The organism is Catenulispora sp. MAP12-49, from assembly GCF_041262705.1.
Taxonomy (GTDB): domain Bacteria; phylum Actinomycetota; class Actinomycetes; order Streptomycetales; family Catenulisporaceae; genus Catenulispora.
This window is the reverse complement of the sequence record NZ_JBGCCP010000004.1, coordinates 393,725-420,444: the sequence shown is the minus strand read 5'-3', so window position 1 is coordinate 420,444 and position 26,720 is coordinate 393,725. Positions and strand designations below refer to the sequence as shown.

General features: G+C 70.6%; 24 protein-coding genes. 9 read left to right on the top strand and 15 right to left on the bottom strand.

Features of this window, described 5'->3' with window-relative positions:
• The first annotated feature begins 233 nt into the window (after positions 1 to 233).
• The 4 genes from ABIA35_RS12035 to ABIA35_RS12020 all read left to right on the top strand — a co-directional run bounded on the left by ABIA35_RS12035 (position 234) and on the right by ABIA35_RS12020 (position 5,502).
• Positions 234 to 1,634: an ABC transporter substrate-binding protein gene (locus tag ABIA35_RS12035; protein WP_370357890.1), complete on the top strand. Its 1,401-nt coding sequence runs from the start codon at positions 234 to 236 to the stop codon at positions 1,632 to 1,634.
• Between the two features lie 134 nt (positions 1,635 to 1,768).
• Positions 1,769 to 2,752, top strand: coding sequence for a carbohydrate ABC transporter permease (locus ABIA35_RS12030; protein WP_370357889.1), 984 nt, complete (start codon positions 1,769 to 1,771; stop codon positions 2,750 to 2,752).
• 14 nt (positions 2,753 to 2,766) lie between these two features.
• Positions 2,767 to 3,720 (top strand): carbohydrate ABC transporter permease, encoded by a 954-nt coding sequence (locus ABIA35_RS12025; protein ID WP_370334508.1) that lies wholly within the window; start codon positions 2,767 to 2,769, stop codon positions 3,718 to 3,720.
• Positions 3,721 to 3,870: 150 nt separating this feature from the next.
• Positions 3,871 to 5,502 carry a glycoside hydrolase family 13 protein gene (locus ABIA35_RS12020; RefSeq protein WP_370357973.1) on the top strand — a complete coding sequence of 544 codons (1,632 nt, stop codon included), beginning with the start codon at positions 3,871 to 3,873 and terminating at the stop codon, positions 5,500 to 5,502.
• A 7-nt stretch (positions 5,503 to 5,509) separates the two neighbouring features.
• On the opposite strand, the gene ABIA35_RS12015 is transcribed toward ABIA35_RS12020, so the two are convergent.
• On the bottom strand, positions 5,510 to 6,448 hold the full coding sequence (locus ABIA35_RS12015; RefSeq protein WP_370357888.1) for a zinc-binding dehydrogenase: 939 nt from the start codon (positions 6,446 to 6,448) through the stop codon (positions 5,510 to 5,512).
• 66 nt (positions 6,449 to 6,514) lie between these two features.
• Here ABIA35_RS12015 and ABIA35_RS12010 point away from each other — a divergent pair, with 66 nt between their 5' ends.
• Entirely contained in the window at positions 6,515 to 6,934 is a 420-nt protein-coding gene (locus tag ABIA35_RS12010; RefSeq protein ID WP_370357887.1) for a winged helix-turn-helix transcriptional regulator, read from the top strand.
• 37 nt (positions 6,935 to 6,971) lie between these two features.
• Here ABIA35_RS12010 and ABIA35_RS12005 read toward each other — a convergent pair whose 3' ends face one another.
• On the bottom strand, positions 6,972 to 8,450 hold the full coding sequence (locus ABIA35_RS12005; protein WP_370357886.1) for a glycoside hydrolase family 28 protein: 1,479 nt from the start codon (positions 8,448 to 8,450) through the stop codon (positions 6,972 to 6,974).
• Positions 8,451 to 8,776: 326 nt separating this feature from the next.
• Here ABIA35_RS12005 and ABIA35_RS12000 point away from each other — a divergent pair, with 326 nt between their 5' ends.
• Positions 8,777 to 9,772, top strand: coding sequence for a hypothetical protein (locus ABIA35_RS12000; protein WP_370357885.1), 996 nt, complete (start codon positions 8,777 to 8,779; stop codon positions 9,770 to 9,772).
• Positions 9,773 to 9,850: 78 nt separating this feature from the next.
• On the opposite strand, the gene ABIA35_RS11995 is transcribed toward ABIA35_RS12000, so the two are convergent.
• From ABIA35_RS11995 to ABIA35_RS11960, 8 genes are all read right to left on the bottom strand, one after another.
• Entirely contained in the window at positions 9,851 to 10,630 is a 780-nt protein-coding gene (locus ABIA35_RS11995; protein WP_370357884.1) for a hypothetical protein, read from the bottom strand.
• 2 nt (positions 10,631 to 10,632) lie between these two features.
• On the bottom strand, positions 10,633 to 11,817 hold the full coding sequence (locus ABIA35_RS11990; protein ID WP_370357883.1) for an NAD(P)/FAD-dependent oxidoreductase: 1,185 nt from the start codon (positions 11,815 to 11,817) through the stop codon (positions 10,633 to 10,635).
• Complete coding sequence (locus tag ABIA35_RS11985) at positions 11,817 to 13,841, bottom strand: LodA/GoxA family CTQ-dependent oxidase (protein WP_370357882.1); 2,025 nt, start codon at positions 13,839 to 13,841, stop codon at positions 11,817 to 11,819. Before ABIA35_RS11985 ends, ABIA35_RS11990 begins: the two co-directional genes overlap by 1 nt.
• 185 nt (positions 13,842 to 14,026) lie before the next feature.
• Positions 14,027 to 15,175: an RNA polymerase sigma factor gene (locus ABIA35_RS11980; protein WP_370334492.1), complete on the bottom strand. Its 1,149-nt coding sequence runs from the start codon at positions 15,173 to 15,175 to the stop codon at positions 14,027 to 14,029.
• Positions 15,172 to 15,582, bottom strand: coding sequence for a YciI family protein (locus ABIA35_RS11975; RefSeq protein ID WP_370334490.1), 411 nt, complete (start codon positions 15,580 to 15,582; stop codon positions 15,172 to 15,174). The genes ABIA35_RS11980 and ABIA35_RS11975 overlap by 4 nt, the downstream gene beginning before the upstream one ends.
• Before the next feature lie 74 nt (positions 15,583 to 15,656).
• Positions 15,657 to 16,112 carry a VOC family protein gene (locus ABIA35_RS11970; RefSeq protein ID WP_370357881.1) on the bottom strand — a complete coding sequence of 152 codons (456 nt, stop codon included), beginning with the start codon at positions 16,110 to 16,112 and terminating at the stop codon, positions 15,657 to 15,659.
• A 120-nt stretch (positions 16,113 to 16,232) separates the two neighbouring features.
• Entirely contained in the window at positions 16,233 to 16,586 is a 354-nt protein-coding gene (locus tag ABIA35_RS11965; RefSeq protein ID WP_370334486.1) for a DoxX family protein, read from the bottom strand.
• A gap of 70 nt (positions 16,587 to 16,656) precedes the next feature.
• On the bottom strand, positions 16,657 to 17,490 hold the full coding sequence (locus tag ABIA35_RS11960; protein ID WP_370357880.1) for an SAM-dependent methyltransferase: 834 nt from the start codon (positions 17,488 to 17,490) through the stop codon (positions 16,657 to 16,659).
• A gap of 210 nt (positions 17,491 to 17,700) precedes the next feature.
• On the opposite strand from ABIA35_RS11960, the gene ABIA35_RS11955 reads away from it, so the two are divergent.
• The gene (locus ABIA35_RS11955; RefSeq protein ID WP_370357879.1) at positions 17,701 to 18,348 is read left to right on the top strand and encodes an NAD(P)-dependent oxidoreductase; all 648 of its coding nucleotides are present in this window, start codon (positions 17,701 to 17,703) and stop codon (positions 18,346 to 18,348) included.
• Here ABIA35_RS11955 and ABIA35_RS11950 read toward each other — a convergent pair.
• The 3 genes from ABIA35_RS11950 to ABIA35_RS11940 all read right to left on the bottom strand — a co-directional run bounded on the left by ABIA35_RS11950 (position 18,257) and on the right by ABIA35_RS11940 (position 21,228).
• Positions 18,257 to 19,558 carry an MFS transporter gene (locus ABIA35_RS11950; protein WP_370357878.1) on the bottom strand — a complete coding sequence of 434 codons (1,302 nt, stop codon included), beginning with the start codon at positions 19,556 to 19,558 and terminating at the stop codon, positions 18,257 to 18,259. The two genes, ABIA35_RS11955 and ABIA35_RS11950, sit on opposite strands and share 92 nt — an antisense overlap.
• The gene (locus ABIA35_RS11945) at positions 19,558 to 20,151 is read right to left on the bottom strand and encodes a helix-turn-helix domain-containing protein (protein WP_370357877.1); all 594 of its coding nucleotides are present in this window, start codon (positions 20,149 to 20,151) and stop codon (positions 19,558 to 19,560) included. The genes ABIA35_RS11950 and ABIA35_RS11945 overlap by 1 nt, the downstream gene beginning before the upstream one ends.
• A 90-nt stretch (positions 20,152 to 20,241) precedes the next feature.
• Entirely contained in the window at positions 20,242 to 21,228 is a 987-nt protein-coding gene (locus ABIA35_RS11940) for a hypothetical protein (RefSeq protein ID WP_370357876.1), read from the bottom strand.
• 202 nt (positions 21,229 to 21,430) lie between these two features.
• Between ABIA35_RS11940 and ABIA35_RS11935 the strand changes: the two genes are divergently transcribed.
• Entirely contained in the window at positions 21,431 to 22,699 is a 1,269-nt protein-coding gene (locus ABIA35_RS11935; protein ID WP_370357875.1) for a peptidase S8, read from the top strand.
• A gap of 62 nt (positions 22,700 to 22,761) precedes the next feature.
• Here ABIA35_RS11935 and ABIA35_RS11930 read toward each other — a convergent pair whose 3' ends face one another.
• Positions 22,762 to 23,604 (bottom strand): SAM-dependent methyltransferase, encoded by an 843-nt coding sequence (locus ABIA35_RS11930; protein WP_370357874.1) that lies wholly within the window; start codon positions 23,602 to 23,604, stop codon positions 22,762 to 22,764.
• Between the two features lie 208 nt (positions 23,605 to 23,812).
• On the opposite strand from ABIA35_RS11930, the gene ABIA35_RS11925 reads away from it, so the two are divergent.
• Positions 23,813 to 25,324: an FGGY family carbohydrate kinase gene (locus tag ABIA35_RS11925; RefSeq protein ID WP_370357873.1), complete on the top strand. Its 1,512-nt coding sequence runs from the start codon at positions 23,813 to 23,815 to the stop codon at positions 25,322 to 25,324.
• On the opposite strand, the gene ABIA35_RS11920 is transcribed toward ABIA35_RS11925, so the two are convergent.
• Positions 25,321 to 26,565 (bottom strand): MFS transporter, encoded by a 1,245-nt coding sequence (locus ABIA35_RS11920; protein WP_370357872.1) that lies wholly within the window; start codon positions 26,563 to 26,565, stop codon positions 25,321 to 25,323. The two genes, ABIA35_RS11925 and ABIA35_RS11920, sit on opposite strands and share 4 nt — an antisense overlap.
• Positions 26,566 to 26,720: the final 155 nt, after the last annotated feature.

Here is a 26,720-nt window from a genome sequence, read left to right as displayed (position 1 = left end):
GGCGCGACCTGGTGGAATGCCCGAATATGAGGCGTTATTGACAGGGCGGCCGTAATGAAGTCGTGTCCTTGCGAGGATTCATCGATATCTTGCGGACACGTTTGACGCGAGCTACGGTGAGGCCCACTCGACATCGGCAAGCCGATGATGTCGCCGCGGGATTTCGAACCGATCACCCGAAACCGCCATCGCGCCACCCCCAATCCCTCGTGTTGAAGCCAGGAAGGTGTTCGATGAAGAGTTCCACCCAGCGGCCCGCCGTCCGCACGGCGGCCGCCGTCGTCCTCATAGCCGGTCTCGGGCTGTCCGCCGCGGCGTGCTCCAGCAGCAAGAGCGGCGCCAAGGACGCCGCGGCGCCGGCCGGCGGCGACGGCCCGGTCACGATCAGCGTCCCGTGCGAGCCGCCGACCAGCCAGGCCGGGCAGCGCAAGGAGTGGCTCGCCGACGTCGCGACGTTCGAGAAGGCCAACCCGAACATCACGATCAAGGGCATCGACACCTATCCGTGCGAGGACACCGCGACCTTCACCGCGCAGATGCGGGCCGGGACCGAGCCGGACGTGTTCCACACCTACTTCACCGACCTGAACCAGGTGCTCGACGCCGGGCAGGCAGCGGACATCGCGTCCTACGTCAACGACACCACGGTCCCGGGCTTCAGCGATCTCGCGCCCTCCGCGCTGGCCGCCGTCACCGCCGGCAAGACCCTCTACGGCCTGCCGACCGGCATCTACACCCAGGGCCTGATCATCAACCGCAAGCTGTTCAAGCAGGCCGGACTGGACCCGGACCACCCGCCGACAACGTGGGCGGACGTGGAGAAGGACGCCAAGGCGATCACCGCGCTGGGCAACGGGGTCTACGGCTACGGCGACTACAGCGCCGGCAACAACGGCGGCTGGCACTTCTCCTCCGAGGTCGACGCCAACGGCGGACAGATGATCAACGAGGACGGCACCAAGGCGGCGTTCAACGCCCAGCCCGCGACCGAGGTGCTGCAGGCCCTGCACCAGATGCGCTTCGTCGACAACAGCATGAGCCCGACCCAGCAGCTGAAGTGGGGCGACCTGCAGAAGCAGATGGCCGCCGGGAAGCTCGGCATGTACATCGCCTCCCCGGACGACCTGTACAACGTCATCGTCCCCCAGGACGGCGGCAACGTCGACGACTACGGCGTCGGCCCGCTGCCCAGCACGAGCGGGACCCCGGCCGGCTCGCTGTCCGGCGGCGACGACGTCATGTTCAACAAGCACGACACCCCGGCGCAGATCCGGGCCGGCATCAAGTGGATCTCCTTCTCGATGCTGACGCCGGGCCAGGGCCAGTTCAACTACGCGCGCACCAAGGCCGACGGGCTGCCGGTCGGCTTCCCCGAGCCGCTGGACTGGGTCGGCGCGACCTCGGACAAGAACGAGGCGCTGAAGGCCGCGAGCGCCACGGTGAACACCTCGTACTACAAGACCTTCGTGGACGCGCACGAGAAGGGCATGGGCGAGCCGGCCGACGCGCAGGCGGTCTACAAGACGCTGGACGCCACCATGCTGAGCGTCCTGAACGACCCGAACGCGGACATCCCGGGCCTGCTGAAGACCGCGGAGTCGCAGGTCAACACGCTGCTCGCCAACGCGGGCTAGACAAGCCGCCGCAGGGCCGGATCTGTTGACGTCCGGTCCTGCGGCACCCAGTGGGGCAGCGGAGCACGGCAGAGCATGGCAGAGCAGAACAAAGCACAGCAGGCGATCATGACCTTTCAGCGATGGAGCAGTTGATGGCGGAACAGATCCTCCTCAGACCGGGAAAGCGGTCCCTGCGCGGGCTTTCCGCCGGCGGTCCGCCGGCGCCCGGGCGCCGGTTCGCGGTGAGCGTGCGCCGCAACCTCGCCGGTTACGGGTTCATGGTCGGCGCCGTGCTGTGCTTCGCCTTGTTCTCCTGGTATCCGATGATCCGCGAGTTCGTCATGAGCTTCCAGGGCACGCACCGGGACCCGGTCACGCGGCTGCCCACGACGACCTGGGTGGGTTGGCGCAACTACACCCGGATCTGGCACGACCCGACGTTCGCCGCGGCGTGGAAGAACACCGTGGAGTTCAGTCTGCTCGCGCTGCTGATCGGCTTCGCGGTGCCGTTCGTCGTGGCGATCGTCCTCAACGAACTGCGGCACGCGCGCGGTTATCTGCGGGTGCTGATCTACCTGCCGGTGATGCTGCCGCCGGCCTCCGCGCTGTTGCTGTTCCAGTACTTCTACGACCCGAACACCGGGCTGTTCGACCACCTGCTGCGCCTGATGCACCTGCCGACGTCGCAGTTCGTGCAGTCCTCCGGCAGCGCGATGGTCTCCGTGGTCATCGCGTCCACCTGGATGAACATGGGCGGCACGACGCTGATCTACCTGGCCGCGCTCCAGAACATCCCCGGCGAGCTGTACGAGGCCGCCGAGCTGGACGGGGCGAGCATCCTGGGCCGGATCCGGCACGTCACGATCCCGCAGACCCGGCTGATCCTGTCGATGATGCTGATGCTCCAGATCGTCGGCACGATGCAGCTGTTCATCGAGCCCTTCATCCTCACCAACGGCGGAGCCGGTCCCGGCAACTCCACCATCTCCGTGGTGAACCTGATCTACCAGTACGCCTTCAACCTGTCCGGATCCAGCAACTACAACAGCGCCTCGGCGCTCGGGGTGCTGCTGATGCTGGTGCTGGGCGTCTTCTCCGCCCTGTACCTGTGGATCAGCCGAGACCGCGACAAGTAAAGGACGGAGCCGACATGAGCACCCAGCCCAGCAGGGCCCTGATCAACCAGGCCCGCCCGCGCCGCAAGCGCTCCCCTCTGGACGACACCACCACCCGCACCCTGGTCTCCACCGCCACGCTGAACCGCCGCTCGGGGCGGATCGCGTACTGGACCGTGGCGACGCTGGTCATCGTGGGGTTCACGCTGATCTTCCTCGGACCGCTCTACTTCATGTTCACCGACGGTCTGAAGTCGACCAAGGAGTCGGTGCAGAGCCCGCCGACGCTCTACCCGCACGCTGTGCACCCCGGCAACTTCGTCGACGCCTGGAACGGGACCGGGATCGCGCGGCTCTTGGCGAACACGCTCTACTACGCGTTCGGCGCGCTGGCGTTCCAGCTCATCTTCGACGTCGCCGCCGCCTATGCGATCTCCAAGCTGCGGCCGCGGTTCGGCAACGCGGTCTTCGGCATGATGCTGGCGACGCTGATGATCCCCTCGCTGGTGCTCATCGTGCCGCAGTACCTCACCGTCGCGGACCTGCCGGTCCTCCACCTGAACCTGATCGGCTCCCCCGCCGCTATCTGGCTGCCGTCGGTGGCGAACGGCTTCAGCATCTTCCTGCTCAAGCGGTTCTTCGACTCGATCCCGGATGAGTTGATGGCCGCGGCCGCGATCGACGGCGCGGGCAGGATGCGGACGCTGTGGTCGATCGTGCTGCCGATGTCGCGGCCGATCCTCGCGGTGGTCTCGATCTTCGCGGTGACCTCGGTGTGGAAGGACTTCCTGTGGCCGAAGCTGGTCGAGGGCGGCTACAGCCCGACCCGCGAGACGCTGAACGTCGGCCTCACCTCCGCGGCGAACACCTCCCCGCAGAACATGGTGATCGCCGCCTCGGCCATCGCCGCCGTCCCGGCCGTCATCTTCTTCCTGGCCTTCCAGCGGAACATCATGTCCGGTCTGACCGCCGGCAGCCTGAAGGGATAGCCCGCACCGGCGGCACCTCCTCCTGACTCCCCCTGACTCTCCCATCGGACTGCTCCCCCACTCGAGCCGTTCGGCCGGTACCCCCTTGCCTGAAACCCAGCTCCAGAAAGCAGGACCCCCGTGACCTACGTCGAAGACGCCGACACGGCACTGGCCATCGCCGAGCCGCCGACGGCCGCCGCATGGTGGCGCAGCGCCGCGATCTACCAGGTCTACCCGCGCAGCTTCGCCGACTCCGACGGCGACGGTGTCGGCGACCTGCCGGGGGTCCGTGCCAGGCTGCCGTACCTGGCGGACCTCGGGATCCAGGCGATCTGGTTCAATCCCTGGTTCCCCTCGCCGATGGCCGACGCCGGCTACGACATCGCCGACTACCGCGACATCGAGCCGGCGTTCGGGACCCTGGCCGACGCCGACGCGCTGATCACCGAGGCCCACGCCCTCGGCATCAAGGTGATCATCGACATCGTCCCCAACCACTGCTCGGACCAGCACGCCTGGTTCCAGGCCGCGCTGGCCGCCGAGCCGGGATCACCGGAGCGGGCACGGTTCTGGTTCCGTCCCGGACGCGGCCAGGACGGCGCGCTCCCGCCGAACGACTGGCAGTCCATTTTCGGCGGGCCGGCCTGGACCCGGGTCCCCGCCGCCGACGGGACGCCCGGCGAGTGGTACCTGCACCTGTTCGCGCCCGAGCAGCCCGACTTCAACTGGGCCTCGCCGGACGTGCGAGCGGAGTTCGAGGACGTCCTGCGGTTCTGGTTCGACCGCGGCGCCGACGGCGTCCGCATCGACTCCGCCGCCCTGCTGACGAAGGATCCCGAGCTTCCCGACCTGGCCTCCGATCCGCACCCGCACCCGTACGAGGACCGCGACGACGTCCACGAGATCTACCGCGCCTGGCGGCGGGTCGCCGAGTCCTACGGCGGCGACCGCGCACTGATCGGCGAGCTGTGGATCCCGGACCCGGGGCGCTTCACGCGCTACTTCCATGACGACGAACTGCACAGCGCCTTCAACTTCCCCTACCTGTGCAGCGCCTGGGACGCCGCCGAGCTGCGCTCCGTCATCGACGCGACGATCCGGATCCACGCACCGGTCGACGCCCCGCCGACCTGGGTGCTGTCCAACCACGACGTCGACCGGCACGTCACCCGCTACGGCCGCGCCGACACCTCGTTCGGCATGGACCGCCGCGAACACGGCCGCCCGGTGGACGTCGAGCTCGGCACCCGCCGCGCCCGGGCGGCGGCGATGCTGACGTTCGCGCTGCCGGGCGCGGTGTACGTCTACCAGGGCGACGAGCTGGGCCTGTGGGAGGTCGAGGGCATCCCATCCGACCTGCGCCAGGACCCGATCTGGCAGCGCACCGGCGGCACCGACCCGGGCCGCGACGGCTGCCGGGTACCGCTGCCGTGGTCCGGCGAGGCCGCGCCGTTCGGCTTCTCGCCGGCCGGTGCCGCGGCGCAGCCGTGGCTGCCGCAGCCGGCGGGCTGGTCCGGACTGACCGTCCAGACCCAGACCGGCGATCCCCGCTCGATGCTGGAGCTGTACCGGACGGCACTGCGGATCCGCCGCGAAGAAGCAGACCTCGGAGACGGCCCGATGCGATGGCTGCCGAGCGCCGAGGCGGTGCTCGACTTCGTCAGAGGCGACTCCTTCCGCTGCGTGGTGAACCTGTCGTCGGCGGCCGTCGAGCTGCCGCGGCACGGGGAGATCGTGTTGCAGAGCACGGATCTGGTGGAGGGGATGCTGCCGCCGGATGCGGCTGTCTGGCTGCGGTGAATGTGGCTCAGCCGATCGTCAGCACCGCATTGCCCTGGACGCGTCGCTCGTAGACGTCATCCAGGGCTTTGGCGGTGTCGAGCCAGTCGGCGATCCGCCCGATCTCCGGATGCAGCCGGCCCTCGGCGGTCAGCCGGACCAGGGTGGCGATGTCCTGGCCGTCGGTCGTGGGCGAGACCCAGTGCGGGACGTGCTTGATCGTCAGGGGTGTGCTGGGAATCAGGGCGAAGAAGTCCAGCGCCACCGGCTCCAATCCGGCCTGGCCGTACCAGAGCAGCGTCGCGCCGGGCGCGGCCTTGGCGACCGCGTCGGAGAACTCGCGTCCGCCGACGGATTCGAAGATCACGTCGAATGCGCCTTCGGCGTCGGCCGCGCGCGCGACGACCTTTGTCGCGCCCAATTCCTTCAGCCGCGCGGCCCGCGCCCGATTCGACGTCACCGCGACGATGTCGGCGCCGGCCCCGGCCAGCAGTTCCGTCAGGAAGAAGCCGACACCGCCGGCCGCGGCGGTCAGCAGGGCTCTGCGGCCCAGGACGTCACCGGCGGCCCGGACCAGGCGCAGCGCCGTCAGTCCGGCCAGCGGAAGCGTGGCTGCGGCGGTCGCGGCCAGGCCCGTGGGCATCACGGCGAGCTTGGTGGTCGGCACGGCGACCTGCTCAGCCCAGCCGGCGCCCTCCGGGTGCCCGACGACGCGCGTGCCGACGGCCGGGCCGGAGCCGTCGCCGGCTGCCTGGACCACCACGCCGGCGATGTCCTGCCCGAGCCTCCTGCCTCGGTCGGCCGGGGTGCCGTAGGCACCGTTCAGGAGCATCGCCTCGCCGCGGTTGACGGAGAAGGCCTCGACCGCGACCACGGCCTCGTCGGCGTTCGGGGCGGGCTCGGGAACGTCGGCGAGTTCCAGGGAGTCGGGCAGAGCGGAATTGCCGGTGGCGATCAGTGCTTTCATACGCTCGACGATAGGAACGCCGGTCACTTCTTGAAAGAAGGCACCTGCCGGTTGTATAGGTACCTCGTGGAAACCAACGAGGTCGCGGCCTGGAACGTCTTCAGAACCGACTGCCCGTCCCGGCAGATCTTCGACCGGATCTCCGACCGCTGGTCCAGCCTGGTGTTGATGGCGCTGGAAGACGGGACCATGCGGTTCTCCGAGCTGAAGCGGAAGATCGGGGGCGTCAGCCAGAAGATGCTGACCCAGGCGCTGCGCGGCCTCGAACGCGACGGCCTGGTCACCCGGGAGGTCTTCGCGACGGTCCCGGTCACGGTCGAGTACACCCTCACCCCGCTCGGCGCGAGCCTTTTGACCACCGTCCAGGGTGTCCGTTCCTGGGCCTACGCCTCCATCGAGCAGATCGACGCGGCCCGCGAGCAGTACGACCGGAGAGCAGGACGGCCACAGAGCAGCTCGCCTCAGCCGACGCGGCGCAGCCTCTGATTCGCTTCGGAAGCTGCGCCGCGCCGCGCTCCTTGACCTAAAGGCCGGGCCAGCTGGGGAAGCTGCTGCAACTCGGGACGCTGCCCGAGCCCGTGACGTTCGTGACGCTCACGCCGGTCCCGGTGGGCGCGATGTTGGAGTCGTACATCTTGATGTTCGCGTACTGCGCCACGACCTTGGTGGAGTCCAGCTGGACGTTCTCCAGTGTCAGGCCGAGTGGGTGCGCGGCGTCGTAGCCCTCGAGGGTCGAGCTTCCGTGGGTGGAGTTCACTGAGCGCAGGCCGTTGATGGTGATGTCGGCGAAGTTCGGGACCGAGGAGCCGTTGCCGGTCAGGTATTGCGGGTCGAGCAGGATCAGGTGCTCGACGCCGGTTTCGCAGGTGTCGGTGAAGCTGACGCCGGTGACGGTGCCGCCGAAGCTGGAGTCGCTCTTCACGCGGACGCCGTTGTTGCTGGAGGCCTTGTTGCCGTGGATGTCGGTGCCGCCGTGGATGTAGTTGCCGGTGAAGGTGACGTTCTGGATGCCGCCCTCGGTCTGGCTGCCGACCGACAGGCCGTGGATGCCCCAGAAGCTGGTGTTGCTGACGGTGATGTTCGCGGCCGGGCCGCCGGCGTCGGCCTTGACGGCTATGCCGTCGTCGCCGGTGTTGATGGAACTGTCGGTGATCAGGACGTTGGTGGCGCTGTCGGGGTCGAAGCCGTCGGTGTTGCGGGCGTTGTCGGGGTTGTCGATGCGGACGCCCCAGGCGGTGAAGCCGTCGCCGCCGTCCAGGAGCACGTTGAACATCGGCGAGTTGGTGAGGCTGATGTGGTACATCGTCGCCTTCGACGCGCCGAAGACCGTGATCAGCTTGGGGTTCTCCTGCTGCTTGGTGGTCTTGCTGTGCGCCGATTCGGCCAGGGCCCACCAGGTCTTGGTGGTCCCCAGCATGTCCTGGTCGCCTCGGCCATCGATCAGGCCCTGAGCGCCGGAGCTGCTCTGCGTGCCCATGATCCCGGCGTTGTCCCCGCGGACGGCCAGGAACGGTACGCACCCGGTGGCGGTGCCGAGCGTGCTGCCGTCCGAGGCGCCCAGGGTTCCGCACTTGGGCTGGCCGGCGACCTGGTAGTCGGCCGGATTGCGCGAGGCGTACAGGGTCACGCCGGTGTCCACGAGCAGGACTTCGCCGTTGGTGATGGTCAGCGGCGCGGACAGGAACGCGGTGTTTCCGCCCGAGGCGGTCAGTTCCACCGCCTTGCCGGTGCCGGCGCAGCTGTTCAGCGCCGCCTGGATGCGCGCGGTGTCAGGGGGCGATGATTCCTGGGTGCTGCTGAACAGCTCGTTGGCGGGTTTCGCGAGCTGGGCCGGGATCGACTGACAGGTGCCGGGGACGGTCGGCTCGGCGGCGTCGCGCGTATGGATCGTGGCCGAGGCGACGCCGAACGTGAGCGTGGAGGCGATGCCCACGGCGACGGCCGCCGCCAGCGACAGCTTGCGCCGGGCGCAGAAGGGATGGCGAGTGGTTCGGGAGGTCATGTGACCGCCTTTCCGTGTATCTCATATATGACCTGAGGGAGTCCATGCGGCAGCCATCTTTCGATGAGAGTGCAAAAAGGCTGCTTGACCTGGGAGTTCAGTGACCAGGTGTCGACATGGTGCCGCCGATCTGACGGCCAGTCATATATGGCATGTGATGGAACGTATCTACGATGTCGAGCATCGTCAACGTCTGCGAAACATCCGGGCGTCGCACCGACCGCGGGCGTGAAAGTTACGGTGAACCCCTGCATCCGCCGACACCGGCGCGAACCGCTGCTACCTTGACTGCCAATCTGACTCCGCCGGGGCGTCTCGTCGCGAGAATGGGCACGTCAATGCGCTTCAATGTCCCGCCCGGCTGGCCCGCTCCCCCGGACGGCTGGGTGCCCGATCCGGGCTGGCAGCCGGATCCCGCGTGGCCGCCGGCGCCTCCCGGATGGCGGTTCTGGGTGGAGGCCCCGGCTCCGACAGCCTCAGCCCAACTGGGCTCGAAGCTGGACGAGCAGCTGCTGAAGGTCGCCCAATGGACCCGCCAGCGAGCCGGCAAGCACGACGAACTCCCGGCCGTGGCGTTCTCCGGCCCCGATCCGGCGGCCAAATGGTTCAGCCTGGCCGGCAGCGTCGCGAAGTTCGGACCGGTCCACTCGGCGCTGAACACCGCGCTCGCCTCGGCCGTCCCCGGCGGCGACCAGGTGCTGGACCTGGTCAAGTCGCTCTACGCCATCGAGGACGAGCAGTCGCGGGTCCTGCACAGCATCGACACGAACGTCAAACTCCTGAAAGAGGGCCCCTACCGCGCCGGCCGCCTGCTCCTGAGCGAGGCACACCGCCTGGCCGACCACGCCGAGGAGAGCCGCCGCCTCCTGGAAACCGCCAAGGACCGCTTCTACGACGCCCAGCCACTGGCCTCCTCGGTCCAGGAACGAACGATGGTCGAGCTGCACCTGGCCCTCGTCTGGCTCGCCCTCGGCCGCCCCGACGACGCCCGCTACTGGCTGGAGCAGGCCTACCAGTCGGCGCGCGTGGTGATCGACTCGCTGACCCAGCAGGCCGGCGACGTCAAGGTCCTGAAATCCAAGTGGGCGACGACCGCCCTGAGCATCTACTACCCGGCGGGCCTGTTCGTGGTCCCCTTGAAGTTGAAGCGGCTGTGGAACGCCGACCGCGCCAACGGCGCCCTGACCGCGTTCCTGCCCGTGGCGAACTCCATCGCCGCGTGCTTGAACAGCTTGAACCCGCGCCCGGTCGTCCCGAGCCTGCAGCTCACGACGAACTACGACGGGAGTCGGCTGCTGCAAGAGGTCGGGCTGGAGGGGTAGGGCGGCCAAAAGAGAGTAGGGTGCGGCGCCGCCTGGATCGGCGACGCCGCACACTCAATTCAGGGCGAGATGGCGGGGCTATCCGGGAATGTTGTTGTTCAGGCTGGTGAAGTTCCACCAGCCCTGGCGGCCCACCGTGAAGGCGACCTTGTCCCCGTTGCCGTCGATCATGCCCACGTACTGATTGCCCCTGACCAGCGGGCTCGGGTTGATCGGGCCGTGCGGGTCGGTGGTGCCCTCGATGACCATGGAGGGGACCTTGTGCAGGGTCGCGGGGTCGATCGGCTGCGAGGCGGAGACGTCGACGACCTCGTCGAAGTTCTTCGGGCGGGCCAGGTAGTGCGCGATGTGGATCTCGTCGCCCTCGCCGAAGACCAGGTAGGTGAGTTTCTCCGGGTAGGGGACGTCGCTGAGTTTGCGGAAGCTGAACACCTGTCCCGCGCCCTCGCCGCGGCAGTGGACGTTGACCGTCCCGGTCGAGCCCTCGATCGGGATCTGCTGGAACTCGCGTTTATCCCCGGCGGCGTTGACCACGACCCGTTCGAGGATGACCGGGAACGTCTTGCCGGTCTTGAGTTCCGGCAGCTCGAAGTGCATCGGACAACTGAGCGCGTAGAACACCCGCTCGTTGACGTGCTGCTCCAGGTCGGCCAGGTACGCCGCGCGCAGCTGGCCCTGGTCCTCGATGTCGAGCTCGATGACCGCCTGGTAGTTGTGCCCGCTGTTCGGGTCGTACAGGGCCAGGTGGTAGAAGAACAGCTTCTTGCGGCCCAGGATCAGGAACCGGTGGTGGAACTCGGGGTGGCCCTCGTGCTCATGCTGGTTCTCGTTCTCATACGGGGCGGATGCGGTAGTCATGATCACTTACTTCCTTCCGAGTGGTGCGGATGGGGGTATCGCCGAGCCCAGAAGGGATGCAGGGCCCAGCGAGCTTCTTGGGTGTGGACGGCGCGGTATCCCTGTCCGTAGGCGTCACGCGCGGTGGCGACCGCGCTCGCGTATTCGGGCAGGGCGCCCGAGTCGCCGCGCAGTCGGGCGGCAACGGCTTTGCCGGCGCTCAGTCCGGTGTAGAGCGCGGTGAGGATTCCTTGGGAGGACAACGGATCGAAGGCTGCCGCCGCGTCGCCGACCGCCACCCAGCCCTCGCCGTGCACCCGGTCCAGGTACGCGGTGTACGCCGGCGCACGGCCCGGGGCGGCCAGGCGCGTGAGGTCGTGGTCCCGGACGCGGGCGGAGACGTGCCGGGTGGCCAGCATCCGGTGGCGGAATTCCGCGGCGGTACGCGGGGCGGCGGTGGGGAGATCGGGGTCGGTGAAGTAGACGACGAGACGTTGGCGGCTCGGCATCAGGGCCGTGTACCACCAGCCGTCAGGGTCGGACTCGACGAGATTGCGGCCGTCTGTCGGTTGGTCTCGGGCTCCGGGGGCGGCGGCAAGCGTGACGTGGTGAGCGGTGAGGCGGTCGGTCGTCCGACGGCGGGCTCCGGCGGGGATCGCGACGGCGGCCTTGCGTCCCGTGGCGTCGACCACCCACCGGCAGCGCACGGCCCGCTCCGAACCGGCCTCGCGATCGTGCAGCGTGATCTGCCAGCTGTCGTCCGACGATGATGACGGCGACGGCGACGGCGACGGCACCAGCCGCTGCACCGACGTGCGGTCGGCGACCTCGCCGCCCGCGCTCCGAACAGCAGCGCGCAGCCGCCGATCGAACAACGGCCGATCGAGATGCCAGCCGTGCCCATACGGGTCGCGAAGCGAGTCGACAGCGTGCAGATCCGCCGAGCCCCACGCGGACAAGCTGCCGTAGCAGGGCACATGCCCGCTGCCCAGCGTCTCCTCGGCGACCCCGAGGTCGGCCAGCAGCAACCGGGCCACCGAGACCAGCGACTCGCCGAGTTTGGGCGGCCCGCCGCCGGCGTCGGCGAGCAGCACCCTGAGCCCGGCCTGGGCCAGGGTGAGCGCGGCGGCGCATCCGGCGGGGCCGCCTCCGGCGACCACGACGTCGTAGACGCCGCGATCGCCAGAGGCCGCATGGCGCATCGGCATTAGAGCGCCTCGTGGAACGGGTCGAGCTTCTCCAGATATCCAGCGGTGATCGCGGCCTCGTCATAGCCCGTGGCCCGCATGGCCTCCTGGACCGCGTTGGTCACCAGCCCGGCCTCGACCTGGTCGGCCGGGACCTCGCCGGTCCAGGTGCCGGCCACGGCGGCCATCATCGGCGCGCCGGCCTGCGGCACCTGGATGTTGATGAGGTTGGCGTAGTCGGGCTGCTCACCCAGATCGCCGCCGGGGACGGACTCCACCTGGAGGTACTCCGGGAACTTCCCGTCCTTGCCCGCGTACTTGCGGACGTGGACGATGCCGAACAGGTACCAGTCCCGAATCATCTGCCGGCGCTGCCCGTTCATGTCGCTGCCGGTCAGCCCGCGCAGCCACACCGCGCGGTGCTCGAAGGCCCGCTCCCGCTCCTCGTCGGGCTTGGCGGTGTCGTTGACGACGGCGAAGTCCGACTCCTTGAGCACCTGGTTGGGCATCTGGGCCGGCCAGAACGTGGGCAGATACGGGCTGTAGCGCGGGCCGAGGCCGCTCACCACCTGGTACCCGGAACGGCAGCTGGCGGTGTCGCACTGCCAGGGGGCCGCCATCCAGCGGGTCAGGTCGCCCGGACCCTGCGCGTACAGGGGACCGTCCTTGCGGCTGAGCTCCTTCTCGGTGAGCACGGGTCCGTAGTCGGGCTCGGGGCCTTCCCGGTGCAGGATGCGGAACGGCTCGGAGTACATCGAGGCGTGCCGCACCGGCCAGGTGACCTCGCAGCCCGGGTGGAAGGCCTCTGCGGCGCAGTTCTCCAGCGCGCCCCGGTCCAGCAGGTCGGGCTGCACGGCCGGCGGAGCCTTGTCCACGTCCGGGTAGCGCACCGGGCCGTCGCCGGGCGTGAAGTGCCCCATGGCCCACTCGGCGAGCTTCCGGTCCTGGACCGCGGAGAGCATGATGTGCTGCCGCACCGAGGTGGCCTTGCCGGCGGTCATCGCGTCGCCGTACATCCACGGCCACGGCACCGGCGACTCCTCGTCCCGGTCGAAGGACCGCATGTTGATGTAGACCTGGCGGCGCAGCTCGGCTGAGACCTCGCCCGGGTCGCGCAGACGCCTGCGCATGGCCGGGTCCTCGAAGTCGTGCGGTCCGCGCCAGCCGAACTCGGCGGCGAACCCGCGGTTGGTCCACTGGAGCTGGCAGAAGCGGGCCAGGATCGGCTCGATGTCGCCGTCATAGGTGACCATGGCGGGCATCGGCTGCGTGCCCTCGGTGGCGAAGACGTCCTCCAGCACGTCGTACAGCGTCCGGACGGTCTTCACCCCCGGCGCGTAGTGCGGCGGGCCGACCACGACCCACGCAGGGGTGGCGTCGACCTTCTTGCCGTCGAACCAGACCGAGGCGGTGACCGGACCGTCGGAGGTGTCGTCGTACCAGCCGTCGTTGTTCGCGACGCCGGTGATCGGGGGTTCCACCTTGTCCCAGGCCGCGGACTTGCCGGCGCCGCCACTGACCAGCAGCCGGCCGTCCGTACCGACGGACATCGCACCGAGGTCCACCGGGACGCCCATGATGGTCCCGCCGTCGAACTCAGCCTTCTGCTCGCCGCCGCCCTTGGCGATCTGCAGGGTCCGGGCCTTGGGATCGATGACCAGGCGGCCGCGCGCCGTCTCGCGCTGGTTGCGCAGGCTCCGCTGATCGGTGCTGAGTTTGTCGGCCTCGGGGATGTCGAGTGGGATGAAGAACTTGTACCAGGCGGCCTTCTTGTTGGCGACGTGCACCGTCCACTCGATCTTGGAGACTTCCTGGTCGCCTAGTGTGAGTTCCCTGACGACCTTTCCGGCGGCGTCGTAGCCGTAGAGGCGGAACCGGGCGGCCTGCCGGACGATCCTGCCTTCTTCGTCCTTGTACTCGCTCATGTCCAAGGGCGGCTCGTCGGGCGACTCGGGGCCGATGAAGGGGGGCCGCGGGCTGTTGCCGACGCGGGCGATCCCTATCGCGGGGTGGATTTTGACCTGAACGATCTGCTGTGCATCCATGGCCGATGGCCTTCCGGGAGGGTGGGGAGAATTCCCGGGGACCAACCTAGGATGATCATGGGTTCTAAGGGTGGCCTTATAGCCACTTCAGGTGATTGGCCGGACGGCTCGTCGGTAAGGGATGCTTCGGGAGTGGAGGATGACACTGCGAGGGATCTGGCAGCGTGGACGCCTTCATCGAGCAGCTACGAGCGCAGTAGCTGCCGCACCCGCGCGGCCTCGCGCGTGAGGTATTCGACCTCCTGCACGCTGGTCGCGGCGCGCGCCGCCTCGGCGTACAGCTCGGCGGCCGGTGCGAGGTCGCCGGCGCGCTCGTGCAGGTAGGCCTCCACCGCCGCGCGGCGGGGCACGTCGGCGTCCACCTCGGCCAGGGCGGCGAGGCCGGCCTGCGCGCCGTCGGCCTCGCCGACCGCCACGGCGCGGTTGAGCCGCACCACCGGGCTTCCGGTGAGGGCCAGCAGTTCGTCGTACCACTCCACGATCTGCGGCCAGTCGGTCTCCTCGACCTTCTGCGCGTCCGCGTGCAGCGCCGCGATCGCGGCCTGCGCCTGGTACTCGCCGAGGCGGTCGCGGGCCAGCGCGGTCTGCAGGATCGCGACGCCCTCGGCGATCAGCGCGGTGTCCCAGCGCGTGCGGTCCTGCTCGGCCAGCGGGACCAGGCGTCCGCCGGGGGCGGTGCGCGACGCGCGGCGGGCGTGGTGCAGCAGCATCAGGGCGAGCAGGCCGGCGACCTCGGGGTCGTCGTCGGTGAGGGCGACGAGCTGGCGGGTCAGCCGGATCGCCTCGGCGGCCAGGTCGAGCTCGCCGCCGTAGCCCTCGTTGAAGACCAGGTACAGCACGCGCAGGACGGTGGCCAGGTCGCCGTGCTCGTCCAGCGGCAGTCCTTCGATGCGGCGCTTGGCGCGCACGATGCGCTGCGCCATGGTCGCCTCCGGGACCAGGCAGGCCTGCGCGATCTGGCGGGTGGTCAGGCCGCCGACGGCGCGCAGGGTCAGGGCGACGGCGGCGGCCGAGGGCAGCGAGGGGTGCGCGCACAGGAAGTACAGGCGCAGCGTGTCGTCGCCGGCCGGAGCCGGGCCGGCCGGCGGCTCGGCGTCCACGGCGTCCTCGCGGCGCCGGCGCGAGGCCTCGGCCCGGGAGGCGTCGACGAACTTGTGCCACGCCGCCGTCACCAGCCAGCCCTTCGGGTCCCGCGGCGGATCGTCCGGCCAGGTCTGCAGCGCCCTGATCAGCGCCTCCTGGACCGCGTCCTCGGCCGAGGCGAAGTCCGCCCCGCGCCGGACCAGGACGCCGATCACCGCGGGCACCAGGTCCCGCACCAGCGCCTCGTTCACGCCGTGGCCTTCGGCGCCTCGGCGCCCAGGAACGGCCGGACCTCCAGCCACTCCAACAGCGGCTCGCCGCCGGGGCCGGGCACCGCCGACAGCTCGCCGGCGATCTGGACCGCGCGGTCCCAGGAGTCGACGTCGACGATGTACCAGCCGGCGATCAGGTCCTTGGTCTCGGCGAACGGTCCGTCGGTGACCGGCGGGCGGCCCTGGCCGCCGTGCCGGACGAAGGCGCCCTCGGCGGACAGCGCCTGCATGTCGACGAACTCGCCGGTCTCCTCCAACCGGGAGGCGAAGTCGCGCATGAACTGCACGTGCGCGTCGACCTCCTCGGGCGTCCACTGGTCCATCGGCGGGAAGTCGACGGCCGGGGTCGGGCCGCCGCGGTAGTGCTTCAGCAGCAGGTACTTCATGGTGGTTCTCCTTCGTTCCGGTGTCTGAGCTGCTCTGCGGGTTCAGCTGCTCCACGGTTCGGCTGCTCCGCGGTTCAGCTGCTCTGCTTCGCGCTGATGTCCTCGGCGAGTTCGACGATGATCCCCTCGGGCCCGCGCAGGAAGCACAGCAGGTAGACGTCCTCGAAGTTCTCGACCGTCCCGACCGTGTCGTAGCCCTTGGCGCGCAGGTCGGTCAGCAGGCCCGGCAGGTCTTCGACCTCGAAGGCGATGTGGATCAGCCCCAGCCGGTTCGACGCCGGCGCGTGCGGCCCGTTCTTGTCGGGCGCGGCGAGGTGCTTGACCAGCTCGATCTGGCTGTGGCCGTCGGGCGTGCGCAGGAAGACCACGTCGGACATCGGCTCGGTCAAGCCGATGATCCTGCCCACCTGGGCACCGCCGACCTTCGCCTCGCCGGCGACCTCCATGCCCAGGGTCAGGAAGAACTCCTTCGCGGAGTCCATGTCCTCGACGTTGATGCTCACGTGATCCATGCGCCGGATCTTCGCCATCGCGCTTCTCCCTGTCGTTCCGCGCGGCCCGGGTCGACCGCTCGCACCCCTGGGACGGAGCCGGCCCGGCGTTCTCGACACCCGTTCTCGTCAACCGTTCTCGACACCCGACCGGACCCACTATCGTCCGAAGGCGATCACGGCCGCCAGCACAGCCAGCACGACGGTGACCGCGACGCCGAGCCCTTCCCGCCGCCGCGCGTGCACGAGTGCCCCGAGCAGCATCAGGACGGCGAGGCCGACGGCGGCGGCCGGCGTCAGCACCGTGGCGATGCCGACGGCGAAGGGCAGGATGACCCCGATGGCGCCGGCCAGTTCGGCGGCGCCGATGAAGCGGATCGTCGCCGGGGCGTAGTTCTCCAGCACCGGGGCCTTGACCAGGACCTTCTCTTTCGACTGGAACGCCTTGCCGAGGCCGGACAGCGCGAAGAAGGCGGCCAGGACCGCCTGCAGGATCCACAAGAAGATGTTCACGTTTCCCGGGACGAGACAGCCCGCCCGGGAGTGACACGCCTGCGATGCACTCGCGGTCAGCGCTTGAAGGTCAGCGCTTGAAGGCGACCCCGCCTTCAAGCCAGATCGTCTCCCAGTCCTCACGCACGGGATCCTCCGGCCGCCACAGCGGCAGCTGCACCACGCCGGGCTCGACGAGCTCGAAGCCGCCGAACAACGCCGCTATCTCCTCGTGGTCGCGCACCACGACCCGGGACTTGGCGTTGTCCCAGCCCTTGCGCGCGGCGGCGGAGACCTCGGGCTGGCCGCCGTCGGTGCCGTGCGAGATCACCAGCGCGCTGCCGGGGGCCAGCGCGTCGCGGAAGGCGGCGACGATGCCGGCGGCGTCCTCGTCGTGCCCGACGAAGTGCAGCAGCGCGACCATCAGGACCGCGACCGGCTGGTCGAAGTCGAGCAGTTCCAGGACCCTGGGATGCTCCAGGATCGTCTTCGGCTCGCGCACGTCGGCCAGCACCACGGCGGTGCGGCTCTCGTCGCCGGCGAGCAGGGCCCGGGAGTGGACGGCGACGATCGGGTCGTAGTCGACGTAGGCGACCCTGGCCTCGGGCCGGACCGCGCGCGCCACCTCGCCGGTGTTGCCCTCGCCGGGCAGGCCGGTGCCGATGTCCAGGTACTGGGTGATGCCGGCCTCGGCCAGGTGGCGGACGGCGCGGCCGAGGAAGGCCCGGTTCTCCAGCACCATGGCGCGCGCCGCCGGGGCGGCCTGCATCGCCACCTCGGCGGCCTCGCGGTCCACCTCGAAGTGGTTCTTGCCGCCGAGCATGTAGTCGTACATGCGCGCCGGGTGCGCCTTGGTCTGGTCGATCTCCGGGGGCAGCCAGTCCGGCAGCAGCGGACCGGTGTCGGGCCCCAGTTCCTCGGTCATGCGGTGTGGCCCTCCCAGGTCGGTGGCGGCGGGTGGCGCCGGACGCTCCGTGCCGGGCCAGGCTATCGGATGGTCATCGTGGGCTGATACACCCGCTTCGGCGCCCTGCCGCACCCGCGGGGAACCGCGAGGTGGCAGCTCGGGCGGGGCCGATGTCCAATGGGCCGGACGGGACGTTTCGAGTCAAATGTGTGTTCGAGGAGGAGTGCGGTGGACATCGTCGTGTTCGGTGCGACCGGCATGGTCGGCTCGCGCATCGCCGCGGAGGCGGCATCACGGGGCCACACCGTGACCGCGGTCTCGCGGTCCGGCAAGGCCCCGGAGGGCGTCGCCGGCGCCGTCACGTCGGCGGTGGGCGACGCCACCGATCCGGCCCAGGTCGCCGAGCTGGTCAAGGGCGCCGACGTGGTGGCCTCGGCGCTGGTCGGACCGCGCGACGGCACCGACCCGCGCGGCCCGCTCGTCCAGCTCTACAAGGACTTCCTGTCCGGCGTCCGCGCCGGCGGCTCACCGCGCACGGTGATCGCCGGCGGCGCCGGCAGCCTGCTGGTGGCGCCGGGCACCCGCCTGGCCGACCTGCCGGACTTCCCGGAGATGTACAAGCCCGAGGCGTTGGCGCACGCCGACCTGCTGGACTCGCTGCGCGCCGACTCCACCCTGCCGATCTGGACGTACATCTCCCCCGCGCCGGAGATCGGCCCCGGCGAGCGCACCGGCGGCTTCCGGCTCGGCGTGGGCGACGAGATCCTGCCGCACGCGGGCACCATCAGCGCCGAGGACTACGCGGTGGCGTTCGTGGACGAGCTGGAGTCGGGGGCGCATCCGCGACAGCGGCTGTCGGTCGCCCAGAAGGCGTAGACCGGGAACTCACGATCGCGGCCGCCCCGCACACCACGGCGCACAGGGCGAAGAACGCCCCGGTCCCCCACGCCTCGGCCACGACGCCGACCAGCGGGAACAGCAGGGGGCTCAGGCCCAGCGTGCACAGGGTCGTCACCGAGGTGACCCGGCCGAGCAGGCGCGGGGCGGCCGCGCTTTGCAGCCGCGCGTTCGCGAGCACGGCCGTCACGCCGGTGGTGGCGCCGAGCACCAATGCGACCGCGACCGCCCCTAGCCGGCCGAGCGCGCCCCAGATGAGGAGGAGCGACGCGGTCAGCGCGAGCGATCCGGCCAGCGCGGGTGTTCTGGGCAGCGCGGGTGTTCTGGGCAGCGCGGGTGTTCTGGGCAGCGCGAGACGTGCCCGGCTCACCCGCCCGGCGAGCGTCGCCATGACACCGGCGACGACCGCGCCGCCGACGCTGAACGCCCCGAGGATCCATCCCGCGGTGACGCTGCCCCAGCCGCGTTCGGCGACGAGCAGGACCACGGCGACGGCTATCGGCCCGCTGAAGCACAGCTCGCTGAGCCCGACGACGATCACCAGGCGGCGCAACTCCACGTGCTGCCGGACGTATCGCAGTCCTTCACCGAGCTGCTCCCAGGCACTGCGGTCCGCTTCCAGAGCGGCCACCGCGCGCGGTATTCGCAGCGTCATCAACCCCAGCAACGACGCCCCGAACAGCGCACCCGCCGCCAGGAACGCGGCCGTCGCGCCGCCGACACCCAGCATGACGCCCGCCACCACCGGCCCGGCCAGATTCGCGGCCCGCACCGCCAGGACCCGCATCCCCTGCACCCGCGCGAGCTGATCGGCCGCGACCAGCAGCGGCGGAAGCGCACCGACGGCCGGCATGAACAGCGCGTCGACCGTCCCGAAGCCGGCGGCGAGCGCCGCCAGGACTCCCAGATGCACCCTGCTGACGACCGCGAACGCCGCGCCCACCACCAGAACGCAGCGCACGAGATCACTGCCGATCAGCACGCGCCAGGGCCCGAACCGGTCGGCGACCACCCCGCCGCCGAGCATCAGCAGCGCCCTCGGCACAGCTCCCACGGCGAGCACGACACCGGCGGCCGCCGGACCGGAGGCGCGTGAGGCGGTCCACGACAGGGTGACGAAGTAGACGGAGTCGCCGCCGACCGAGCACGCGTAGGCCGTGGCCCAGCGCGGGGCGCCGCTGGTGCTCATCACTGCGGCTGCGGCGGCGGCAGGGCATGGAGATGGATCGAGACCGGCCGCGCACCGGCTTGTTCAGGCAGGTCGCGGTAGCGGTCGATGACCGCGATGAGGTCTCGTTTGAGCTCGGTGAGCTGGTCCGGACTGAGGCGCAGGGAGCGCTCGCTGGTCATGGTGACGTTCAGCCAGTCGCGGCTCAGGCCCGGCACGTCGGCCGTGTACCGCCGCAGCGCGTCGCCGTAGGCGAGGAGCGTCGAGTGCAGGTAGGCGCGGTTGTCCTCCTGGCTTTCGCCGCTATGGCGCGTGGCAGGGTCGTGATAGAGGGCGGGCCGCGTGACCCGCCACCACCGGTCGCGCCGTGTGCCCCGCTCGACGTCCTCCTCGATCAGGCCGCCGCCGGCCAGTTTGCGCAGGTGGTAGCTGACCGCGCCGGAATCGAGCTCGAAGTGCGCGGCGAGCCGCCGGCCGGTGGCCGCGCCGTGGTCGCGCAGATAGTGCAGGAAGCTTAGACGCATCGGGTGTGCCAGGACGCGCAGCGCCGCGGTGTCCAGGACGATGTCGCGCTCCGGGTGCGGCGCCAGCGGATCGGCGGGTTCGGCTGCCATGCACGGCACGATAGAAGGCGAACGCCTCTTTGCGAACCCCCGTTCGCGAAGAAGTGTTCGCCTTTCACGTGATGCCGCGCCCGGGCTGGGTCAGTCCCACTCCCAGCGAAGCCCGTACATCCCCGGCTGTACGTCCGACAGCGCCAGGTGGGCACTGTTGCTGGCGCCCACCCACAGCGGCCCCAGGCTCCGCTCCGGAGTCCCCCGGCGCGGCGAGTAGAACCCCTCGCAGGCCGCCGGGATGCATTCCGGATGGAATTCGACCTCGACGACCAGGACGTCGGCCGGGCGGTAGAGCGAGTGCCGGCTGTAGTTCTGCTCGGTTGTCGAGGGCTCCGCGTCATAGGAGAGGTACTCGACGGTCGCGGTGTCCCCACGGTTCAGGACCCGGTCGAGAATGAACTCCGCGACCGCATAGCCGGACTGCGGATCCGAACGGATGCGGCCGAGCCGGACCGCGTGGACCGGCTCGAAGCGTTGCGGGGCCTTGTCGGTGCGCATCACCGCGATGATCCGGTCGACGCCGTCCTCCTCGGCGCGGACCACCTTGCGCACCGAGGTCCGGGAAAGGGTGCGCTTCGCGGTGGCCTGTATGCGGACGTGCGTGTAGACGACGGACACCGCCCACAGCAGCCGCCGGGCGTCCTCCTGCAGTGCGGTGAGCGTGCGGTGGAGCCGGTCGGGTTCCAGCCACAGCGCGCTGGTCGGCGCCGGCTCGATCGCGGCGGCGGTCCAGCGGCCGCGCGAGCGGCGCGGTCCCAGCAGGGACATCAGACTGTTCGGCGGCAGCCTGAGGATCTCCTCCAGGGCCGTCACCGCCCGCAGTGACTCCGTGCGTTCCGGGCGGTTGCTGCCGCGCTGCCAGTAGCTCAGCGCCGCCGGGCTCAGGGTGACGCCGCGTTCGGCGAGTCTGCTGCTGACCCGGCTCAGGCTCAGGCCGCTGCTCTCGATGGCGGCTCGCAGGGCCTCGCCGAACGGTCCGGTGCGCAGGGCCTCCGTGGCCGTGTTCTGGGCCGATCGTTGGTACGGCGGTCGTTGGTGCGGCGGTCGATCGTGTGGCGGTCGATCGTGCGGCATGGGACATGCTCGCTCTCTGACAACGGGGGCCAGATGATAGCCCGCGGTCGCCGAAGGCTGTCAAGGCTCGTGACTGAATGACCAGAATGGCGGTGCGCCGAAGCGGGCCGGACAGGCTGCTTTTCCCCGCCCCGCCAAGGGAGTCGCAGGGCCCTCATCAGGGCCTTGACCTGCGCTTAAGCTCCGCAGTTACATCTCCCCCATGGATATCAAACCCCTCATACGCGGGCGGGCTCTGTGGGCCGTCGTGGGCGCCGGCACGCTGGCTGCCACGGCCTTCAGCGTCACCGCCGAGGCCGCTCCGGCACACGCCGCCGCGGCCCACGCTGCCCGGACATGGCACCGGTGGCATCAGTGGCACCAGTTGTGCGCCGCGCCCGGGACCGACCAGGCGTCCTGCGACGTGCTGCAGGTCGACGACGCGGCCGAGCCGGTCGCCGCGTTCGGCGTCACGGCGAACGCCGCCCCCTCCGGCTACGGCCCGGCCGACCTGGTCAGCGCGTACAACCTGCCCGCCAACGGCGGTTCGGGCCAGACCATCGCCGTCATCGACGCCGACGACGACCCGAACGCGGCCGGCGACCTGAACACCTATCGGCAGCAGTACGGGCTGCCGGCGTGCACGACGTCCAACGGCTGCTTCAAGAAGGTCAGCTCCAGCGGCAGCAGCACCAGCCTGCCGCCCAAAGCGAGCGCCAATCAGGGTGCGGAGGACTCACTCGACCTGGACATGGTCTCGGCCGTCGCCCCGGACGCCCACATCATCCTGGTCGAGGCGTCCGGCGGCGGCGTGTCGAACATGGGCCCGGCCGTGAACGAGGCGGTCAAGCTCGGCGCGAAGTTCGTCTCCAACAGCTACATCTGGAAGGAGAGCTCCTCGGACCCGACCTACGACAAGGACTACTACGACCATCCCGGCGTCGTGATGGCGGCCGGCAGCGGCGACTGGGACTACTCGTGGGGCGTCGGCTATCCGTCGAGCTCCCCCTATGCGACCTCCGTCGGCGGCACCTCGCTGGTCAAGGCCTCGAACTCGCGGGGGTGGACCGAGACCGTGTGGAACACCAAGGCCGGCGAGGGCACCGGGTCGGGCTGCTCGGCGTACGAGTCCAAGCCCTCCTGGCAGAAGGACTCCGGCTGCGCCAAGCGCACCGAGGCCGACGTCGCCGCCGTGGCCGACCCCGGTCACGGGGTGGCGGTCTACGACAGCTACCAGGAGAAGGGCTGGGGCGTGTACGGCGGCACCAGCGCGGCCACGCCGGTCATCGCCGGGGTCTACGCGGACGCCGGGACGCCGCCGTCCGGGTCGAACCCGGCTTCCTTCCCCTACGCGAACCCCGGCGCGCTGAACGACGTGACCAGCGGGAACGACGGCAGTTGCAGCCCGTCCTACCTTTGCACGGCGCAGAAGGGCTATGACGGCCCGACCGGCCTGGGCACCCCCAACGGCACCGGCGCCTTCCACAGCTGAATCGCGCCGACACAGCGATGCGCCCACGGATCTGAATCCGTGGGCGCGTCTTCGTCTTACATCTACCGCTTGATCCCGACGGCCGCGTGCCCGTAGTCCAGCGACCGCTCCTCGTCGGTGAGCTCGCCGTCCGGCCGCCAGCCCGGGATGATCACCACGCCGGGCTCCAGCAGCTCGGTGCCCTCGAAGAACCGCGCGATCTCCTCGCGGTCGCGCAGCACCAGCTGCGAGGTGGCGTTGTTCCAGCCCGAGCGCGCGGCGCCGAACTTGCCGGGCTCGTGCCCCTCGGAGGCGTGCGAGACCACCAGGGCGCTGCCGGGGGCCAGGGCGTCGAGGAAGTGCGCGGCGATGCCGTGGGCGTCCTCGGCGTCGGAGACGAAGTGCAGCAGGGCCACCATCAGGACCGCGATCGGCTTGTCGAAGTCCAGGATCGCGCGGACGGTGCCGTTGTCCAGGATGGTCTTCGGCTCGCGGACGTCGGCCTGGACGATCGCGGTCAGGGCCGGGTCGGCGCCGGAGAGCAGGGCGCGGGAGTGCGCCGAGACGATCGGGTCGTAGTCGACGTACACCACCCGGGCCTCGGGCTGGACGAGGCGGGCGACCTCGCCGGTGTTGCCGGGGCCGGGGATGCCGGTGCCGATGTCCAGGAACTGGGTGATGCCGGCCTCGGCCAGGTGGCGCACGGCGCGTCCCAGGAAGGCGCGGTTCACGCGGGCCATGCCGCGCAGCTCGGGCATCAGGCCCAGCGCGACCTCGGCGGCCTCGCGGTCGACGTCGAAGTTGTCCTTGCCGCCGAGCAGGTAGTCATAAATACGTGCGGGGTGGGCCTTGGTGCGGTCTATCTCCGGGGGCGTCCAGTCCGGCAGCTCTACGCTGCCGTCCTCGCTGATCGACTCGTCGGTCATCTCGACCCTCCCGGTGGCAAGTGGCGCGGTGGGCGTCCCGCGTGTGGATCAGGGTATCCGATGATCATCGAGGGCTGATACCTGGTCCGGGGGCGGAAGCCCGGCGGAAGGCCGACGGAGGGCCGCCACGGTCCCGGCACGGCGGCGCCGCCCGATGCTAAGTTCACGTGTCGAATGATTCGCCGCGTCGCGCCGGGAGTGCCTGAGAATGACCCGTAATGCCCTGGTCGCGGGCGTCGACTCCTCGACGCGCGCCTGCACCGTCGTGATCCGCGACGCCGTCACCGGCGAGCAGGTCCGCCGGGGCACGGCGGCGCACCCGGGCGGCACCGAGGTCCACCCCTCGGCCTGGTGGGAGGCCCTCGGGCAGGCGGTCGCCGCGGCCGGCGGGCTGGAGGACGCCGCCGCCGTCTCGGTCGCCGGGCAGCAGCACGGCATGGTCTGCCTGGACGACGAGGGCGCGGTGGTGCGCCCGGCGCTGCTGTGGAACGACACGCGCTCGGCCCGGGCCGCGGCCGACCTCGTCGCCGAACTGGGTGCCGAGCTGAACGGCACGCTGAACGGCGAGAACAGCGGCGAGCCGAACGGCGGGATCAGCGGCGCGGCGGCGTGGGCGGACGCGGTCGGCACCGTCCCGGTCGCCGCCCTGACCGTGGCCAAGCTGCGCTGGCTGGCCGAACACGAACCGGCGCGCGCCAAGAGCACCGCGGCCGTCTGCCTGCCGCACGACTGGCTGACCTGGCGCCTCACCGGCGGCCGCGACGTCACGACCCTGACCACGGACCGCAGCGACGCCTCCGGGACCGGCTACTACTCCCCCGCCGCCGGCGCCTACCGCCCGGACCTGCTCGAGCTGGCCTTCGGCCGGCAGCCGCTGGTGCCGAGGGTGCTGGGCCCGGCCGAGACCGCGCACGTCCTGCAGCCCTCGTCCGGCTTCGCGCCGGCCGACTCCCCGCGCATGCGCCTGGGCGCGGCCGAACTTAATCCGCTGCTGGTCGCCGCGGGCACCGGCGACAACGCGGCGGCGGCGCTGGGCCTGGGCGCGGGACCCGGAGACGTGGTGGTGTCCATAGGCACTTCCGGCACGGTGTTCGCCTGCTCCGGCGCCCCGACCGCCGACCCGACCGGCGCGGTCGCCGGCTTCGCCGACGCCACCGGCCGCCACCTGCCGCTGGTCTGCACGCTGAACGCGGCCCGGGTCCTGGACGCCGCCGCCGCGCTGCTGGGCGTCAGCCTCGGCGAGCTGTCCCGCCTGGCCCTGTCCGCCCCGGCCGGCGCCGACGGCCTGACGCTGATCCCGTACCTGGAGGGCGAGCGCACCCCGAACCGCCCGGACGCCACCGGCACCCTGCACGGCCTGCGCCTGACCAACTCCACCCCGGCCCACCTGGCGCGCGCCTACATCGAGGGCATGCTGTGCGGCCTGGCCGACGGCCTGGACGCCCTGACCGCGGCCGGCGTCCCGGTGGAGCGCATCCTGCTGGTCGGCGGCGCGGCCCGCTCCGAGGCGGTCCGGGCGATGGCGCCGGCGGTGCTCGGCCGCACGGTGCTGGTGCCGCGCGCCGCCGACTACGTCGCCGACGGCGCGGCCATGCAGGCGGCGTGGGCGCTGAGCGGGGCGGCGGCGCCGCCGGCGTGGGGCGGGTACGAGGCGGAGCGCTCGGAGGCGGAGCCGGTGCCGTGGCTGCGGGAGCGGTATCACGAGTACCGGGACGCCTAGGCACCGTCCATCTGCTTCCAGACCGGGAAGATCACCGGACACAGCGTGGCGAGGAGATACACGCCGCCGACCGCCGACAGCGAGGCGGGCAGGCCGAGCGAATCCACGAGGCAACCCGCTGCCAGCGCTCCCAGCGGAGTCACCAGCTGGTACGAAGCTGTCGTCGCACTGAGCACCCGGGCGCGCAGATCCTCCGGCACCGTCTCATACATCACCGTGGCCATGATGGGATTGAGCACACCGCAGGCCAGGCCCTCGACCGCCATCGTCACCGCGAGCGGCGAGAAGGTGCCGGTGCAACCCGCCACTACGAAGCGGGGCAGGCCGACGATGAGAAAGGCCACCGTGAACACCGGCCAGCGCGGAAAGCGGCTGCCCACCGCCCCATAGACGATCGCCCCCGTGAGCGCGCAGACGCCGAACGCCGCTTCCAACAGGCCGAGATCGACGGAACCCCCGAGTACATCGCGGGCGTATACGGGCAGGAGTACGGCGCTCCACCCCTGGTCGAGTCCCCTGGTGACCAGCGTCGTCAGGCAGATGCCCAGGAGCAGCGGCGCACCAGCCACGAACCGATACCCCTCGCCCAGCTCGCGGCGATATGTACGCAGCGACGTCGGCGCGCTGCGCGGGCGGGCGCCGGCCTCGGGGATGCCGCGCAGCCCGGCCAGGACGATGAGCGCGGACGCCGCGAAGGTCACGGCGTCCAGCAGGAAGACGTTCGCGGCTCCGACGACGCCGATCAGGACGCCGCCCAGAGCCGAGCCGATCAGTCCCGCACACCGCGAGGCGCCGTCGTAGAGCCCTGCGGCCCGGGCCAGCGGCACCCCCGCATACTCGGCCAGCGAGGGCAGTAGCACGTCACGGGCCGTCTCGCCCGGGGCGTGGAACAACCCGGCAGCGGCCATCAGCGCACACATCGTCCAGAACCGCAGCACCCCTGCGGATTGCAGGACCGGGAGTGCGACCACCGCCGCGCCGCAGGCGAGGTCCGACGTGACGCTCACCCGTCTTCGCCCGGTCCGGTCGATGAGCGGACCGCCGGCCGACGCGGCGAGCACCGTCGGCAGCAGCGTGCAGAACGCGACGATCCCGGCCTTGGCGGCGCTGCCCGTGCTCTGCAGGACGAACCAGGGCACGCCCATGCTCGTGAGGCAGTTCCCGGTGATCGAGACGACGTTGGCGACGAGGACGGTTGTCAGCGGACGACGGTTGTGGGGCAAGGATTCTTCGGACGGCACGGTGGTCTCCCATGGGGGGAAGCGCCCACCGCGTACGAAGCAGGTCAGCCGGTGGGCGAAGCGAAGTGTTCAGCGTCCGGCGCGCACACCAAGGCGCACCGCAGAGATGCGGCGTTCACAAGCAGCGCCTCCAACACTTCGCCGGGATGACCACC